Genomic DNA, 16,397 nt, shown 5'->3' on the forward strand with positions numbered 1-16,397 from the left:
CATTCCGGTGAGACACAGCAGGGAACGGAGGACGACGGCGGTGAGCGAACACGGCGGCGTGGACGGTGACAACGAACCGGTCGGCGACGACAGCACCGAAGCGTCCGGCACCGGGGCGGATCTCACCGTCCGGCAGCGCAAGGTGCTGGAGGTCATCCGCACCTCGGTGAGCGACCGCGGCTATCCGCCGAGCATCCGCGAGATCGGCGACGCCGTCGGCCTCACCTCCACCTCCTCGGTCGCCCATCAGTTGCGCGCCCTGGAGCGCAAGGGCTACCTGCGGCGCGATCCCAATCGGCCACGCGCCGTGGATGTCCGGGGCCTGGACGAGACGGCCGTGCGCGCCACCGGCGTGACCCAGCTGCGTCCGGTCGGCGCGGAGCCCGCCGATTCCGGCGATCAGCCCATCCCGACCTACGTGCCCGTGCTGGGCCGGATCGCCGCCGGTGGTCCGATCCTGGCCGAGCAGGCGGTGGAGGATGTCTTCCCGCTGCCGCGCGAGTTGGTCGGCGAGGGTTCGCTGTTCCTGTTGAAGGTGGTCGGCCAGTCCATGGTCGACGCCGCCATCTGCGACGGTGACTGGGTGGTCGTGCGCCAGCAGAACGTGGCCGACAACGGCGATATCGTGGCCGCCATGATCGACGGCGAGGCCACGGTCAAGACCTTCAAGCGCACCGGCTCCCAGGTGTGGCTGATGCCGCACAACCCGTTGTTCGAGCCCATCCCGGGCAATGACGCACAGATTCTCGGCAAGGTTGTCACGGTGATCCGCAAGATCTGACCGTGCCGAGCCGCCGTGGCCGGGCGCCCGCCCCGCAGACCGGGCGCCGGGCCACGGCGGTTTTTTCGTCTCGACGGCCTTTCGCCGCTACGTCGCCGTGATGCCTCCCCACACCGCGCGTGAACCGCTCTCACCGACGCGGTAGATCTGCACACCCGCCGCGACCCCGGCGACGATCGCGAGCACGATGAGGACACTCACCACGGGACGGCCGATGGTCGCGCCGCGCTCCTCGCGCCAGTGCCAGAGCAGCAGCAGGAGCGCCACCACCAGCAGTGGGATCACGTAGTAGAGGGTGGCGCGGCCGAGTTCGACGTGTTCGTCGACGGCGGGCGTGCTGCCCACCCTGGTGTACAGCCACTCGCCCGCGTCGATGGTGAGCGGTGTCAGCGCGACCACCACCACCGCCAGGACCGCGGTCGGCCAGACGAGTCGCCGGCGCGCGGCCACCCACAGTGCGCAGAGGATGAGCAGCGCCGCGGTGAGCAGCACCAGCACCACCAGTGCGTGCACCAGTAGCACGTGCGCGGGCAGTCCGTCGAGGGTCGTCATGGCAGCGCCTCCGTTCCGTCGCGCGGATACCGGGAACAACGTATCCCGGCGCGCCACGGTTCGGGTGTCAGCCGCCCGCGACTTCCGTCCGCACGGTCTCGGCGGGCTCGATCCGGGACATGAGGACGGTCGCCTCGTTGTCCTCGGCCGGTTCGGCGGGTTTGGCGTCGGTCGGGCCGACCAGCGGCACGGTCAGATAGCCGAGCAGTTCGTATCGCACCGGAACGGTGAGCGCCGCCGAATGACGGTCGTGGGCGATGAACGCGAGACCGGGACCGAGCACGGAGCGCACGGTGTCGAGCCAGCGTCCGTCGGTCACCCGGCAGTCCGCCCAGGGGAAGTACTCGAGCCCGGTGCGCAGGAAGAACCGTTCACCGATGCCCGCGCGGCGCAGCAGCTCCCCATGCCACTCGTCGACGCGGGGCTTGGCGGTCCCGGCGTAGATGCGCTGGTTCGGCGCCGGGTTGGCGGTGCCGAAATCGGCGAGGGTGTCCAGCAGCTGCTGGGGCAGCTCGTCGGCGCGCACGAAACCGAGGACCTCCAGCCCCTCCAGGAGCCGGGGTAGTTCACTCGCGCGCCGCTGATCCTCGTGGAGCTTGAACTTGCGTCGAATGCTGTCGCTGCGCATCTACGTCCTCGCCGAACCGTTCACGTCGACGCGCTCAGCACCACACGAATCCGCTTGCGCCGGAATCTCGCCAGCGGTAACCAACATCGTCGAACCTTCCAATTTCCCTCATCGCGACCCGCGACGTTCTGCCCATTACGGGCGATGTGCCCCGGATCACACGCACCATAACATGGTCAATCGTACGAATAACACTCGCGGCGATCCGTCGGTAAACGTTTAACCCGTGGTCATCGGGGGTATGCACCGCCGACGATCTCGCCCTGGGTGACCAATCCGGGATTGCCCGCATCCCAGTAACCGTGATGCGCCCACGGCTCTCCCGGGAACACCGTGAGGAACGGCAATTGCAGCCGGGTGCCCGGCGCGGACTCGAAAACCGTTGCGCCGAACGCCCGTTCGATCGGACTGATACCGTGCGCCACGGAACCGAAGACGGCGACCGGATCGGCGGCGGCCGCGGTGGCGAAGATGTGCCGGGGGTTGTCCGCGGGCGGCACGCCGTCGAGCCGGAGCTCGGTGACATGATCGGTCCGCACCCCCGGACTGCCGACGAAAATCACACTATCGGCCGCGAGCGACCGTCCTCCGGTGGCCGCGACACCGATCACGGTACTGCCGTAACTGTGGCCTACGAGCGTGGTGTGCGCGTGTGGGCCGGAGTGGGTGGCGCGCAGCCCGTCCAGGAAGCGGTCGAGCGCGGGAGCGGCGGCGGTGGCGTAGTCGGGACGCAGCGCGGCCATCAGGTCGGGCGGCGCGTGGTAGCCGTACCAGGTGATCACCGCGCTGCGCTCGGCCGGATTCGCGCGTGTGGCCGCGTCCAGCAGCGCACGCGAGCGGTCGACGCCAGCGCCGATGGTGCCCAGCCGCGCGCCGGTGCCGGGGAGGAAGGTCGCGATATTGCGGGCGGAGTCCGGATTGCCGAGGGCGATCGCGCCCCGCCCGCTGTCGTCGACCGCCAGCAGATAGCGGGGCGGGTCATCGCCACCGTCGAGCTGCCGGCGAACCACCCGATAGTCGGCCAGCCGGGTGTGCGCCTCCTGCCGGGCGGCGTCCCACTCCCGCAGACGTATCCACTCCGCCGGTGTACTGGGCGGGTTCCGCCCGGCCGCCCAGTCCGGATGCAGCCCGTCGAGGTAGGCGAGTTCGGCGTGGGCGGCCGACTCCAGCCGCGCCAGATACCGCCGGTTGTAGAAGTCCCGCGCCACCGCCGGAATGCCGTCGCGATTCCCGATGGCCGGGTCGTAGGCGACGAGCGCGTCGCGATCGGCGGGCGTGAGGGATTCCCACAGCTCGTGCACGGCGTACGGGTCGTCGGGGAACAACGCGGCGCCGTCCAGGATGTCGATGACCCGCGAATCCGGCCGTGCGCCCTGGGGATTCGCCGCCAGGGCGAGCAGTTCGGCACGGGCATCGTCGAGTCGGGCGGCCACCTCGCGGTCCAGCCCGTCGGCGGCCGCCAACAGCGGCACCAGCCGCGCCTGAAGTGCCGCGGCCTTGGTGTCGAGACATGCCTGGAGTGCGAGATCCAGGGCGGGATTGCCCGTGTCCGCCACGGGTGCGGTGACCGTACCGTCGTCGGCGACCACGCAGCCGTGAGCGTGGGCGTCGTCCTCGAGGCCGAGTACCGCGGCGCGGATCTCCGCGAGATTCCCGGCGTCCGCGCAGGCGTCGGCGATATCGAGTACGGCCGCCGCGAGCTGGCCGGCCGCCAGCCGCGACTCCAGCGCCCGCAGCGCGGCCGCGGCGGCGGCGTCGCCGCGCCACCGCCCCACTGCCTCGTCGACATGCCGGCCGACCCGGCGCACGGCCTCGGCCATGCGCAGATTCATCGCCGCCAGCGGATCGGCGGTGACGGCCACGGTCGCGGGATCCCAGCCGCGCATCCGGGACAGGCTCGCTCGCGACACGGCGGCACTCCCCCGCTACGAGGTGCCGTGCAGGTATCCGTCCAGCCGCTCGGTGAGCGCCTGATCCAGCGCCTCGTAGGTGGTGGCGCCGTGGTCGGCCGCATCGGCGAAGCCCCGCACCTGCCGAGCCATATCGCGCAGCGCCATCCGTAGCGGTTCACTCAATTCGACGGCGGCGGAACCGATGGCCGAATTCGGCATAGCCCGCCCCACCGTCGCGATCAGTCCGACCGGATCGATACCACCGATGGCATCGGCCTCCCCACGCACCCCCGCCGCCATGACGCGCAGGGCCTCGATATCGGTTCGCAGCATCTCCCCCATTGGAAATCCCCTTTCTGCCGGGAAATCTAGCAGCCAGCCGAGATCCCGGCCGGGTGAGAACGTTCGCTGGGGATGATCCGCGCGCTGTTCACATCCGGGGCGCACGGTGGTCGCACCCGACCGGCGGGTGCGGTAGAGAGGACATATGCACGCAGCCCGATTGCGTCGCCTAGTCATCACGCCGGTGTCGATCTGCATCGCGGCGGCGTTCACCGCGGCTGCGGCCACACCGGCGGCTCCCCCGTTCGACACCTATGTCGCACTCGGCGATTCCGCGGCGGCGGTGGGGTCGCTCGACAGAATCCAGCCGGGCAGTCCCCGGTTCTGCGACCGCGCCGCCGACAACTATCCGTCGGTCGTGGCGCGCACGCTGCGGGTGCGCGAGTTCGTCGATGTCAGCTGCAGTGGAGCGAAGACCGCGAATATGACCGCGCCGCAGATCGGCCGCGGCGGAGCGGTGAACCCACCGCAGCTCGCCGCGCTCACGCCCGACACCGACCTGGTCACACTCACCATCGGGGGCAACGACATCGGTGTCTTCGACGTCAATGTCATCACCGCCGCCCAGCTCACCGTGCTCACCGAGCGCATCGGGGCGATACTCACCGAGATCCGTCGGCGCTCCCCGCACGCCACCGTCGTGCTCACCACCTATCTGCGGTATCTGCCCACGAGCGGACCGTGTTTCGGCGTGCTCGACCACGGTGGCGGACAGCGTCTCACCGACACCCTGCGCGAGCTGGCCCGCGCCCACGGCGCCCGGTTCGCCGACAACTACGCCGCGACCGGACACGACATCTGCGCACCGGTCGAGGTCCGCCGGGTCAATGGTCCGCGCCCGGAGACGCCGACCGTGCCGCTGCACGCCAATGTCGCGGGACAGGCGTATCTGGCCGCGGTGGTCGTCGACGCGGCGCTGGCCTGACCGCCGGAAACCCACCGCCCCTGCCGGTTCCCCGACTTTCCGGCTACGCTGGCCCCGGCGCGCAATCTCGTTGCCGCCCTGAATAATTGGTCGCCCACGCCGCACGGAATCCCGGACAACGACGTCTCCACCGACCTGACGAACCTGCCGTGCTCGAGCCTGTGGGATCGACAGTTGGGACTGGGACACGTGCACACACTCGACACCTTCTCCACCCGCAACGGCGGCTTCCGCGACGTCGTGGTGACGGCGGTGGAGATGACCACCTCGATCGCCGCCGATACCGAGGGCACCTGGCAGGGCCTGCTGGCCGGGGCGAGCGGAATCAGCACCCTGACCGATCCGGAGATCACCCGCCACGAGCTACCCCATGCCATCGGCGGCACCCTGGTCGACGACCCCACCGCCGGTCTGGACCGGGTCCGCAAACGCCGCATGTGCTACGTGCAGCAGATGGCGTATGCCATGGGAAAACGCTTGTGGGAGAACGCCGGAAAACCCGAGGTGGACGCCGACCGGCTGGGCGTCTGCATCGGCACCGGCCTCGGCGGCGCGGACACCATCGTGGCGGCCGACGCGGCCATGCGGGAACACGGTTACCGGAAGGTGTCGCCGTTCGCGGTGCCCATGTCCATGCCCAATGGCGTATCCGGCGTGGTGGGTCTGGAGGTCGGCGCCCGTGCCGGTCTCGTCACGCCGGTATCGGCGTGCGCCTCCGGCTGCGAGGCGCTGGTGCACGCGTGGCGTTCCATCGTGCTCGGCGAGGCGGACATGATCATCGCCGGTGGCGTCGAGGGCTATATCAATCCCGTGACCATCGCCGGATTCTCGATGGCGCGGGCGCTCAGCTCCCGTGTCGACGATCCGGCGCGGGCCTCGCGCCCCTTCGACCGCGATCGCGACGGTTTCGTCTTCGGAGAGGCGGCGGCGCTGCTGATCGTGGAATCGGAGGACCACGCGCGGGCGCGCGGCGCCACCCCGCTGGCCCGGCTGCTCGGGGTGGGGCTCACCGCCGATGGCTACCACCTGGTGGCCCCCGATCCAGAGGGGCAGGGCTGCGCCCGCGCGATGCGCCGCGCGGTCGCGACGGCCGGGGTCAGCCCGAGCGAGGTCGACCATGTCAATGCCCACGCCACCGGCACCACCATGGGCGACCTGGCCGAGGCCCGAGGGATCGCGGCGGCCATCGGCCGCCATCCGTCGGTGTACGCGCCGAAATCGGCGCTGGGTCATTCGGTGGGCGCGGTCGGCGCGCTGGAGGCCGTCATCTCGGTGCTCACGCTGCGCGATCAGGTGGTGCCGCCCACGCTCAATCTGGACAATCAGGATCCCGAAATCGAACTGGACGTAGTTCATTCCACTCCGCGGCACACGAATGTGGAGTTCGCCCTCAACAATTCGTTCGGCTTCGGCGGGCATAATGCCGCCGTACTGTTCGGACGCTACTGATCACGGATACGACGGCGAACATTTTCGGGGTCCCCGGCATCGACCGGGCGGCGGATGAGATCATGCCGTATCGGCGTGGTCACCCCGTACCTCGTGGTCTGCAAACCGGTTGGGAGCCACGGGAGTACGAGCACCCGGTACCACCGCCGACCCGCAGAGGAAATGAGGACGATGAGCGAGAACCCCGAGATCCAGGGAGCGGAACCACCGACGCGCGGCAATCGCGTGATCGTCGCGCTCATGGCGATCGCCATAATCGGCGCGCTGTTCACCGCCGCCATGATGGCGGGATGACCGAACTCAGTCGCCGTCGCCCGAACGCGCCGCCGTGACACGCTGCTCGTAGCGGGCGACCGCGGCGGCCACCTCGGGCCACCAGGTCAGGAAGTCCTCGCGCATCCCGTCGGTACCCAGCACGCACAGGGTGCCGACGGTGGTGCCGACCTTGCGCGCCAACGGGGTGAGTTCGGGCGGCAGGGTCATCTGCCGGAACACATTGGACAGCCGGATGGCCACGATGTCGTTCACCTGCTCGCGCAGCCACTCGACCGACATCCGGAAGTCGTCGCGCAGCAGCACCTCGAGGAACGGCGCGGCCACGCGCAGCAGTTCCTCGGCGTCGAAATCGGTTCCCGGACGGACGAATCCGTGCCTGCGCACGGCGGCGTCCAGTTCCGCGGGCGTACCGTTGAACAGCACCTCGCTGATGTCGGCGACGATGGCACGGAAGTCGCGCGGGTATCCGGCGCAGGCGCCGAAGTCGACCACGGCGAGTCGCCCGTCCGGCAGCATCAGGAAGTTCCCGGGATGCACGTCGCTGTAGAGCAGACCGCAGCGCCGATAGGACATCTCCAGGAAGCGGAACACCCGCCGTCCCCACCGGCTTCGCTCGTCGACCGCGACACCGCCGGAGATGAGTCGGGTCAGCGCGATACCCTCGACCCAGTCGCTGACCAGCACGTGTTCGGTGTGTTCGACAACCGCGGGCACCAGGAAGTCGGGGTCTCCGGCGAAGGCGTCGGCACAGCGCTGCTGATTCGCCGCCTCCCGGTGGTAGTCCAGTTCGTCGCCGACCATGGAGCACACCATGTCGACCACCGCGTGCACATCCGCGCCCGGCATGACCGCGCCGATGATTCCGGTCACGCTGCGCAATTGGCTCAGATCCGACGCCACCGCCTGCTGTGCGCCCGGGTACATGACCTTGACCGCGACCTCGCGGCCGTCGTGCCAGACGGCGCGGTGCACCTGCCCGAGTGAGGCCGCCGCGGCCGGTCGATCCGAGAAGTCGCGGAATCGCTCCCGCCACCCGGGGCCGAAATCCTCGGCCAGCACCTGATGGACGAGCGCGGGCAGCATCGGTGGCGCGGAATCCTGCAATCGGGCGAGGGCAGTGCCCGCTATCTCCCCGAACTCCAGGGGGACCAGCGGTACGGCCGACCGGTACACCGACGCCATCTGGCCGAGTTTGGCCGCACATCCGCGCAGTTCGCCGAGGACGTCGACCAGATGCTCGGCGGTGCGCACCTGGATATCGTGATCGATCTCCGCCGCGGTGCGCCCGAGCATGCGCCGACCCAGGCCGGCCGCGCGCCGTCCCGCATACGCGACGGGCACGGCCGCCAATTTCGCATCGCGCCGCAATCGCCCCGTCGGCGCCGGTCCCGCATCCTTGCGGTGCCGCCCCGGAAACGGAATCACCCGCCCCGAAGTCTGCCTGCCACTCACCATTCACCCACCGCCCACTGTTCCCTGCGGTGTGTAGTCTGTCACACGCTCCGGCGACTTGCGAATAGCACTGTTCGTCAACCGCGCGCGCCGGGATTCACCCGATCAGGATCAGGCCAGACCCCAGGCGTGCAGGATGTAGGTGATGTTCGCGGCGATATTGGTGACGACGTTGGCGAGATTCAAGGCGGCGGAACCGAGATCGATAATGGGCATGGCTGTTCCCTCTGAACTGGACTACATGAACCATGTCGAAAGTAGTCAGACGTCCAGAACTTGGCGATGATCGATGGCCTATCGCACAGCGGGAGCGACGGCGTGACCGACCTCTCATCCGTGTCGCTGCCCCAGGTCACGGCAATCGGCGGGTAACACTCGGGGGATGACGATCCTGGAGCGCGGCATGGCGGCGCTGCTGGCGGCGGAACGCGCCATCCGGCCGAACTACCCCGGTGTCGTGGTCGCGGCCATCTTCTTCGCCTGGTCGGTATCACCGTCGCTGCTCCCGCGCACCTGGCTGTTCCAGGGACTCGTCAGCGGGGTGAGCGCCGTGATCGGCTATGCCGTCGGATGCGTGCTGGAGTGGGCGTTCACGCGCTGGGTGCGGCCGCGGCTGCCGGAGCGCGCGTGGATCGCCACGCTCATGAATCCACCACAGCGCGTGCAGGATCTGCTCAAGGCGGGCACGGTGGTGGCGGTGGTCGTCGGGGCGGCGCTCATCCTGGTGCGCTCGGCCCGCTGGCAGCGCAACCTCCAGACGATGATGGGTATGGAGCCGACCACCACCTCGAGCTATCTGCGCACCGAACTGCTGGCCTTCGCCACCGTCGCGCTGATCATCCTGGTGTTCCGGCTGCTGCGCTGGGCGGTGCGCCGCCTCACCCGGGCGCTCAATATCGATCTGCGCGTCCCGCGCCCGATCGCCCTGCCCGGCGCGGTGGTGCTGGTCGCGGTGTTCTGCGTACTGCTGTGGCAGGGCGTGCTGGTGAAAGCCTTCTTCTCGGTGGCGAACTCGGCCTTCAGCCTGCGCAACGGCCACACCTCCGCGGCCGCCCAGCAGCCCGTCCTGCCGGAACGGTCGGGCAGTCCGACGTCGCTGGCGCCGTGGGACACGCTCGGTTCCGAGGGGCGCTGGTTCGTCTCCTACGCACCGTCGGCCGAGCGCATCACGGCCGTCACGGGAAAACCCGCGCGCGAGCCGATTCGGGTCTACGCCGGGCTGGAGTCGGCGCCGACACCCGAGGCCGTGGCCGATCTGGTGGTCCGCGAACTCGACCGCACCGGCGCTTTCGACCGGCGGGTGCTGGTCGTGGTCACCACCACCGGCACCGGGTGGGTGGACTCCACCACGGCCGCGGCCATCGAGTACATGTACGGCGGCGACACCGCCATCGCGGCGACGCAGTACTCGTATCTGCCGAGCGTGCTGTCGTTCCTGTCCGACCGCGACAAGGCCACCGAGGCCGGGCGACTGCTCGTGCACGCCGTCCACGCGCGCTGGGCGACGCTGCCGCCGGAGGCGCGGCCGAAGCTGCTCGTCTACGGCGAGAGTCTGGGCTCACAGGGATCCGAGGGAGCGTTCACCGGGCTCGATGACATCCGCACCCTGGTGGACGGGGTGATGTGGGTGGGTCCCCCGAATTCCAATCGCATCTGGAGCGCGCTCGAGGCGCGGCGCGATCCCGGCACCCCCGAGATCCTGCCCGTCTACGCCGATGGGTTGGTCGTTCGATTCGCCGGAAGCGCGGAGGATTTGAACCGGCCGAACGCCCAGTGGCTCGATCCGCGCGTGGTGTATCTCCAGCACGCCTCGGACCCGATCGTCTGGTGGTCGCCGGATCTGCTGTTCTCCCGCCCGGATTGGCTCGCCGAACCACGCGGTGCGGATGTCTCGCGGTCGGTGCGCTGGTGGCCGATCGTCACCTTCTGGCAGATCAGCGCCGATCTGGCCAATGCCCAGAAGGTTCCGGCCGGGCACGGCCACAAGTACGGCACCCTGGTCCTGGACGGCTGGGCCGCGATCACCCGGCCACCGGACTGGACACCGGAACTCGCGCAGCGTATCCGCGTGGCCCTCGATGCGGACATCGACTGGGAGTACGCGCACAAGTGACGCGGTGCGCGCGCCTAGCTGACGGCGCGCAGATGGCCGCGACGGCGGAATTCGTCCTTGCGCTTGCGGCGTTCCCGCTCGGACAGGCCACCCCAGATGCCGAAGCGCTCGTCGTGGGCGAGCGCGTACTCCAGGCACTCCCCCTGCACTTCGCAACGGCCGCAGACCAATTTGGCCTCGCGGGTGGAGCCGCCCTTCTCCGGGAAGAAGACGTCCGGATCGGTCTGGGAGCACAGTGCCAGTTCACGCCACGCCGGATCTTCGGCCTCCACCAGCGGAACGATGGCTAGCTGTTTGATTGCCATTGGAACCTCCCTCGTCTGTCATGCGTCTTCGATCGTCCGATACTCGCAGTGATTTCTTGTGGATCACTTCTAGTCGAATTAGGTAACCATAAGGTAACTGTCTCATGAGTAGTTGTCATCTCGAGACATGGCGACCAGCCCGCACGCCGCGATCGACCAGGTAGATCCGCACGCCGCACCCCCGGACAACCGTCCAGCAAGACTCGAGTAGCGGTTGCTGAAATCCGGGGCTACAATCCTGGCGACCTTCGAAACCGCTTGTCGGCCATGTTTTTTGAATGGTTGCGGCAGGGGGGTACAGAGCCCGGAGACCGTATGCGTTTCCCGTGGTCGACGCGAGTGCGGAAGTGCGGAACTTGTCAGAATCATCCAGTCCCCCGGACGGCGAACCGACCCCACCCAGCATTCGCGGTACGCGTCAGCCCTATCTGGCGCTACTGGTCTGCGCGATCCTGACCACCGCACTCGGCGCCGCCGCGGTGTTCTTCGCACCCACCGCCGCCCGACTACCGATAACCATCGGTGTGCTGGTGGCGGCGATCACGTTGTGCGCCAGTGTGACAGCGGCATTCCACTACCGTGTGGAGGCCGACCGGGCGCGTGCTGAGGCCGCAGCGGTCCGGCGGGTCGCCGCGACCACCGCCGCCGAGGCCGCCGGGCGCGCCGACGCGGCCACCGAGGCCGCGACCGGACTCCTGGAGCAGGCCAGAAGCGCCGAGGCGCGCCGGGCCGCGGCGCTGGCCGCCTTCGCCGGGGCGGCGGGGCGCATGCAGGCCATGACCACCAGCATGCTGGCGGAACTGCGCGAGATGGAGCATCGGCACGCCGACCCCACCGTGCTGGCCGACCTGCTGCACCTGGATCACCGCACCGCCCAGGCCGGACGGCTGGCCGACAGCATCGCGGTGCTCAGCGGGGCGCGCTCGGGGCGGCGCTGGGCCAAACCCATTGCCATGGAATCGATTCTGCGCGGGGCCATGGGGCGTGTCGCGGGGTATCAGCGGGTCCGGCTGCGCGCCATCGCCGAGATCGCCGTCGCCGGGCACGCGGCCGAGGGCGTCATGCACGCACTCGCCGAACTGCTCGACAACGCCTGCAACTTCTCCCCGCCCACCACGGAGGTGCACGTCTACGCCGCCGAGGTGCCCGCGGGCGTGGTGATCACCATCGAGGACAGCGGACTCGTGATGAGCGAATCCGCACTGCGCCGCGCCGAGGCGGCGGTATCGGGGACCGACGGGCGCGATGCGCGCGCGGATCTGTCCTCGCTCACCGGCACTCGCCTCGGGCTCGCGGTGGTGGGCCATCTCGCGCGCAAGCACGGGCTCACCGTCTCGTACCGGCCGTCGGCCATCGGCGGTACCGCGGTGGTCGTGGTGGTGCCGCGTGACCTCACCACACGGGTGGAACCGGCGCCCCGCACGCTGTCCACCATCGCCGCGGCCATCGCCGAGACACCGCGGGAACTCCCCGGGCGGTCCGACAGCACCGGCGAGCACCCCGCGCTCGCACCGGCCGCCCCCGAACCGGCGCTCCCCAAACGCCGCCGGGGCAGCACCCTGGCCGCGGTGCACCCCGAGGGTCTGTCCGCTCCGACATCCGCCGCGGTTCCGCCCGCCCCGTCGTCACCGTCGTCGCTGGGAGCCTTCCAGCGCGCCGTGACCGGGCGCGAGAACGGTGATACCGCAACCACTTCCCCTGCCGTGGAGGCCGATCGATGACAACGTCCGCGCCCGCACAACTCGGCTGGCTGCTCGAACAGCTGCTCGGCCGCACCCCGCGCGCCAGGCACGCACTGCTGCTGTCCAGCGACGGGCTGAAAATCTGTCACACCCCGGAACTCACCGTCGACAAGGCCGACCAGCTGGCCGCCATCGCGGCGGGCATCCAGAGCCTCTCGCACGGGGCCTCGGTGGAATTCGGCGCGGGGCACAGCGGCGTGCGCCAGTCCATGACCGAGTTCTACGGCGGCATCCTGTTCATCGTGGAAGCCGGTATGGGCGCGCACATCGCGGTGATCGCGGCCGAGGACGCCGATGCCGGGCTGGTCGGCCACAACATGCGCGAACTGGTCGAACAACTCGGCGAACATCTCGCGGCGGCACCGCGCGGGGGAACGAGCCTGCCGTGAGCAGACCCGGCCGCGACGACTCCCCCGATCGGCTCTACACGCTGACGGGGGGCCGGAGCAGACCCGACTCCGATGCCTTCGATCTCGTGACTCTCGTTGTGAGCGAATGCGATCCGACGCCGGGAATGCAGTCCGAGCACGCGGCCATCCTCCGGATGTGCACGGCCCCGACGGCCGTGGTGGAAATCGCGGCGGAGCTGCGCATCCCGGTTGGAATCGCCACCATCCTGCTGTCGGACCTGCTGCACGCGGGCCGGATCACCGTTCGCCACCCGCACACCGGCACGGCCACCCCCGGCTCGCCGTGGACCGCGGTGCCGGATGCCACCACCCTCGAGAAGGTACTCGTTGGACTCCGCAAGCTTTGACCCCCGACCCGCCCGCGCCGACGCCCCCTTGCACAACACCGCCCGACAAGGGCTGAAGATCGTCATCGTCGGCGGTTTCGGGGTCGGCAAGACCACGCTGGTGCGCTCGGTCAGCGAGATCCGCCCGCTGGACACCGAGGCCACCATGACCGATGTCGGTGTCGGCGTGGACGATCCCGGTAGCGTGCCGGGGAAGTCGACCACCACCGTCGCCTTCGACTTCGGCCGCATCACCATCGACGCGGAGAACGTGCTGTACCTGTTCGGCGCGCCCGGTCAGGAACGGTTCTGGTTCCTGTGGGACCGGCTGTTCACCGGCGCGCTCGGAGCCATCGTGCTGGTGGACCCGCGCCGGATCGCCGACTGCTGGTACGCCATCGACCGGCTGGAACATCAGCGCACCCCCTTCGTGGTGGCGTGCAACGATTTCGGCGGTCATCCCCATATGCCCGGCGATGTGCGCGATGCACTCGACCTGGATCCCGCTGTGCCGCTGTTGAATTGCGACGCCCGCTCGCGCGAGTCCAGCAAGCGGGTGCTGATCACCCTCGTCGAGCACCTCTACGCCGAGGCCGCTCGACACCACGTCCTCACCCCGGAGACCGCCTCATGACCTCGCCCGACCTCGTGCCGGAGCGTTCCGGCGGGTGCCCGGTGCACCGTGATTCCGCCGTGCCGCTGAGCGGACCGCGCTTCCACACCGATCCGTTCCGGCTGTACGCGGAGATGCGTCGCGAGCACGGGCCGGTGGTGGCGGTCGAACTGCCGGGCGGCATTCCGGCCTGGCTGGTGATCGGCTACCGCGAACTGCATCAGGTGACCAGCGATGCCGAGTTGTTCCCGCGCGATGTCGCCCGGTGGAACCAGTGGCCGAACATCCCGCCGGACTGGCCGCTGCTGCCCATGGTCGGCTCGCCCATGCCGTCCATCTACTTCACCGCCGGGGCCGAGCACCGGCGGCACGTCGCCATGGTGGAGCCCGCGCTGGAGGCGGTCAATCCGTTCGAATTGCGCGCCACCTGTGAGGAATTGGCGGATCGGCTGATCGACTCGTTCTGCGGGCGCGGAGAGGCCGACATGGTCGCCGACTTCGCCGAACCACTGCCGGTGCTGGCCTTGGCGCGCATCATGGGGTTCCCGGACAGTGAGGCCCCGGAACTCGCGACGATCATGAAGCACATCGCCGACAGCGGGGCGGAGGCGCAGGCGGCGTACGGGCGCTTCAACCAGGCCATGGCGAATCTGGTGGCGGCCAAGCAGCGGCATCCGGGCAGTGACCTGGTGTCGATGATGCTGGCTCACCCCGAGCCCTTCACCGCCGAGGAGTACACCCTCGATCTCCAGGCCATTCTGGCCGCCGGGCATCTGACCACCGCCGACTGGCTGGTGAACTCGCTGCGACTCATGCTCACCGACGACCGGTTCGCGGCGGCGTTCGGCGGCGGACGCAGCAGTGTCGGCCAGGCCATGAACGAGGCGCTGTGGGAGGACACCCCGACACAGATCCTCGCCGGACGCTGGGCGGCCCGGGACACCCGGCTCGCGGACAAGACGGTGCGGTCCGGGGATCTGCTGCTGCTCGGGCTCGGCGCGGCCAATACCGACCCCCATGTGCGACAAGGGATTTCGGACGGGCCGGAATCGGCGTATCTCGGCAACAGCGCGCACTTCGCGTTCAGTTACGGCGAATACCGGTGCCCGTATCCGGCGCAGCAGATCGCCGAGGTCATCGCGCGCACCGGAATCGAGGTACTGCTCGATCGGTTGCCCGATGTCGACTTGGCGGTGCCGCCGCAGAACCTGATGCGGCGACCCTCGCCGTTTCTGCGCGGGATGACTTCTCTTCCCGTGGTTTTCACTCCAGTTCGTGCTGTCGGAGGTTTCTCGTGAGTAGTCAATGCCCCATCGCCATCGACCCCATGATCGGTGATCTGGCCGGGGAGACCGACCGGTTGCGCGCGGCCGGGCCGCTGGCCCGCATCGACCTGCTGGGCGCCACCGCCTGGACGGTCACCGATCACAGCGTCGCCCGCCAACTGCTGGTCGACAACCGCCTGGTCAAGGACATCAATGCCTGGGGACTGTGGAATTCCGGTGTCGTCACCCGGCAGTGGCCGCTGATCGGCATGATCGACGCGGGACGCTCCATGTTCACCGCCGACGGCGCGGAGCACCGCCGCCTGCGCATCAAGACCACCCAGGCGCTGAGCCCGCGGCGGCTGGAGGCCCTGCGGCCCATGATCGAACGGTTCGTCGCCGAACTGCTCGACGATCTGGAGGCGGCGGGCAAGGACGGCGCGGTCGTGGATCTCAAGCAGATCTTCGCGTATCCGCTGCCCATGCGGGTGGTCAGCGAGCTCATGGGCGTCGACAAGGCAGACCACGGGTATCTGCTGGAGTCGTACAAGGCGTTCTTCTCCATGCTGACACCGCACGAGGAGCGACTACGGCTGCTCGAAGAACTGGACGTCTACTACCTGAAGATGGTGCGCGCCAAGACGGCCGACCCGACCGACGATCTCACCAGCGCCTTCATCCAGGCCGACGAGGGCGGTGAACCGCTCACCGAGGAAGAGGTGGTGGGCAATCTCAAGGCCCTGGTCGCCGCGGGCCACGAAACCACCGTCAGCCTGATTCTCGCCGCCGTGCGCGCGCTGCTCACCCGGCCGGAACAGCTCGACAAGATCCGCTCGGGCGACTACGAATGGCGCAACGCCATCGAGGAAACCCTGCGCTGGGACGGGCCGGTCATCCATCTGCTGATGCGCTTCGCCACCGAGGACATCACCGTCGGTGACACGGTGATCGAGAAGGGCGAGGGCGTCGTCATGTCGTATCGAGCCATCGGCCGCGACACCGCCGTGCACGGTGCGGACGCCGACGAATTCGACATCACCCGGCCGACCGCCCACCGCAATATCTCCTTCGGCTACGGTCCGCACATCTGCCCCGGCGCGGCCTTGGCCCGCATGGAGGCCGCCATCGCACTACCCGCGCTGTTCGAGCGGTTCCCCGAGCTGCGGCTGGCGGTGCCGGTGGAGGAGATCGGCAATCTGCCCGTGCTCACCCAGAACGATCTGGCGTTCTTCCCGGTCCACGTGAGCTGACCCTCGCTGGCGGGCCGCCGTCTCGGTGGCGGCCCGTCGCCTGGGTATCGCGGGTGTTCCGTCGTACCGTGGGATC

General features: G+C 69.2%; 17 protein-coding genes. 11 read left to right on the top strand and 6 right to left on the bottom strand.

Features of this window, described 5'->3' with window-relative positions:
- Positions 1 to 58: 58 nt before the first annotated feature.
- Positions 59 to 781 carry a transcriptional repressor LexA gene (gene lexA, locus FOH10_RS19565; protein WP_029932920.1) on the top strand — a complete coding sequence of 241 codons (723 nt, stop codon included), beginning with the start codon at positions 59 to 61 and terminating at the stop codon, positions 779 to 781.
- Between the two features lie 87 nt (positions 782 to 868).
- Here lexA and FOH10_RS19570 read toward each other — a convergent pair whose 3' ends face one another.
- From FOH10_RS19570 to FOH10_RS19585, 4 genes are all read right to left on the bottom strand, one after another.
- A complete protein-coding gene (locus tag FOH10_RS19570) occupies positions 869 to 1,333 on the bottom strand; it encodes a DUF2231 domain-containing protein (protein WP_143981833.1) in 465 nt (154 codons plus the stop codon).
- Positions 1,334 to 1,400: 67 nt separating this feature from the next.
- Positions 1,401 to 1,961, bottom strand: a complete 561-nt coding sequence (locus tag FOH10_RS19575) for a hypothetical protein (RefSeq protein ID WP_143981834.1) — start codon at positions 1,959 to 1,961, stop codon at positions 1,401 to 1,403.
- 230 nt (positions 1,962 to 2,191) lie between these two features.
- The gene (locus FOH10_RS19580) at positions 2,192 to 3,871 is read right to left on the bottom strand and encodes an alpha/beta hydrolase (RefSeq protein ID WP_143981835.1); all 1,680 of its coding nucleotides are present in this window, start codon (positions 3,869 to 3,871) and stop codon (positions 2,192 to 2,194) included.
- A gap of 15 nt (positions 3,872 to 3,886) precedes the next feature.
- Positions 3,887 to 4,186, bottom strand: a complete 300-nt coding sequence (locus FOH10_RS19585; RefSeq protein ID WP_143981836.1) for a hypothetical protein — start codon at positions 4,184 to 4,186, stop codon at positions 3,887 to 3,889.
- 154 nt (positions 4,187 to 4,340) lie between these two features.
- Between FOH10_RS19585 and FOH10_RS19590 the strand changes: the two genes are divergently transcribed.
- The 3 genes from FOH10_RS19590 (at position 4,341) to FOH10_RS36070 (ending at position 6,863) form a co-directional block, all read left to right on the top strand.
- Complete coding sequence (locus FOH10_RS19590; protein WP_143981837.1) at positions 4,341 to 5,120, top strand: SGNH/GDSL hydrolase family protein; 780 nt, start codon at positions 4,341 to 4,343, stop codon at positions 5,118 to 5,120.
- A gap of 258 nt (positions 5,121 to 5,378) precedes the next feature.
- Entirely contained in the window at positions 5,379 to 6,569 is a 1,191-nt protein-coding gene (locus FOH10_RS19595) for a KasA/KasB family beta-ketoacyl-ACP synthase (RefSeq protein ID WP_244962102.1), read from the top strand.
- 171 nt (positions 6,570 to 6,740) lie between these two features.
- Positions 6,741 to 6,863 (top strand): hypothetical protein, encoded by a 123-nt coding sequence (locus FOH10_RS36070; protein ID WP_255056468.1) that lies wholly within the window; start codon positions 6,741 to 6,743, stop codon positions 6,861 to 6,863.
- Between the two features lie 6 nt (positions 6,864 to 6,869).
- Here the strand turns inward: FOH10_RS36070 and FOH10_RS19600 are convergent, their stop codons facing one another.
- Positions 6,870 to 8,186, bottom strand: coding sequence for an ABC1 kinase family protein (locus FOH10_RS19600; RefSeq protein ID WP_186000535.1), 1,317 nt, complete (start codon positions 8,184 to 8,186; stop codon positions 6,870 to 6,872).
- Between the two features lie 493 nt (positions 8,187 to 8,679).
- On the opposite strand from FOH10_RS19600, the gene FOH10_RS19605 reads away from it, so the two are divergent.
- Entirely contained in the window at positions 8,680 to 10,410 is a 1,731-nt protein-coding gene (locus FOH10_RS19605; RefSeq protein ID WP_143981839.1) for an alpha/beta hydrolase, read from the top strand.
- A gap of 14 nt (positions 10,411 to 10,424) precedes the next feature.
- On the opposite strand, the gene FOH10_RS19610 is transcribed toward FOH10_RS19605, so the two are convergent.
- Positions 10,425 to 10,715 carry a WhiB family transcriptional regulator gene (locus FOH10_RS19610; protein WP_029932929.1) on the bottom strand — a complete coding sequence of 97 codons (291 nt, stop codon included), beginning with the start codon at positions 10,713 to 10,715 and terminating at the stop codon, positions 10,425 to 10,427.
- Between the two features lie 356 nt (positions 10,716 to 11,071).
- Between FOH10_RS19610 and FOH10_RS19615 the strand changes: the two genes are divergently transcribed.
- The 6 genes from FOH10_RS19615 to FOH10_RS19640 are packed head-to-tail and all read left to right on the top strand — an operon-like array spanning position 11,072 to position 16,321.
- Positions 11,072 to 12,436 carry a sensor histidine kinase gene (locus FOH10_RS19615; RefSeq protein ID WP_244961285.1) on the top strand — a complete coding sequence of 455 codons (1,365 nt, stop codon included), beginning with the start codon at positions 11,072 to 11,074 and terminating at the stop codon, positions 12,434 to 12,436.
- Positions 12,433 to 12,846: a roadblock/LC7 domain-containing protein gene (locus FOH10_RS19620; protein WP_143981841.1), complete on the top strand. Its 414-nt coding sequence runs from the start codon at positions 12,433 to 12,435 to the stop codon at positions 12,844 to 12,846. Before FOH10_RS19615 ends, FOH10_RS19620 begins: the two co-directional genes overlap by 4 nt.
- Complete coding sequence (locus FOH10_RS19625) at positions 12,843 to 13,214, top strand: DUF742 domain-containing protein (RefSeq protein WP_029932932.1); 372 nt, start codon at positions 12,843 to 12,845, stop codon at positions 13,212 to 13,214. Before FOH10_RS19620 ends, FOH10_RS19625 begins: the two co-directional genes overlap by 4 nt.
- On the top strand, positions 13,195 to 13,827 hold the full coding sequence (locus tag FOH10_RS19630) for a GTP-binding protein (RefSeq protein ID WP_425326092.1): 633 nt from the start codon (positions 13,195 to 13,197) through the stop codon (positions 13,825 to 13,827). Before FOH10_RS19625 ends, FOH10_RS19630 begins: the two co-directional genes overlap by 20 nt.
- On the top strand, positions 13,824 to 15,104 hold the full coding sequence (locus FOH10_RS19635; protein ID WP_029932934.1) for a cytochrome P450: 1,281 nt from the start codon (positions 13,824 to 13,826) through the stop codon (positions 15,102 to 15,104). Before FOH10_RS19630 ends, FOH10_RS19635 begins: the two co-directional genes overlap by 4 nt.
- Complete coding sequence (locus FOH10_RS19640; RefSeq protein ID WP_244961286.1) at positions 15,101 to 16,321, top strand: cytochrome P450 family protein; 1,221 nt, start codon at positions 15,101 to 15,103, stop codon at positions 16,319 to 16,321. The genes FOH10_RS19635 and FOH10_RS19640 overlap by 4 nt, the downstream gene beginning before the upstream one ends.
- The last annotated feature ends 76 nt before the right edge of the window (positions 16,322 to 16,397 follow it).

The organism is Nocardia otitidiscaviarum (genome assembly GCF_007362295.1).
Classification (GTDB): Bacteria; Actinomycetota; Actinomycetes; order Mycobacteriales; family Mycobacteriaceae; genus Nocardia; species Nocardia otitidiscaviarum.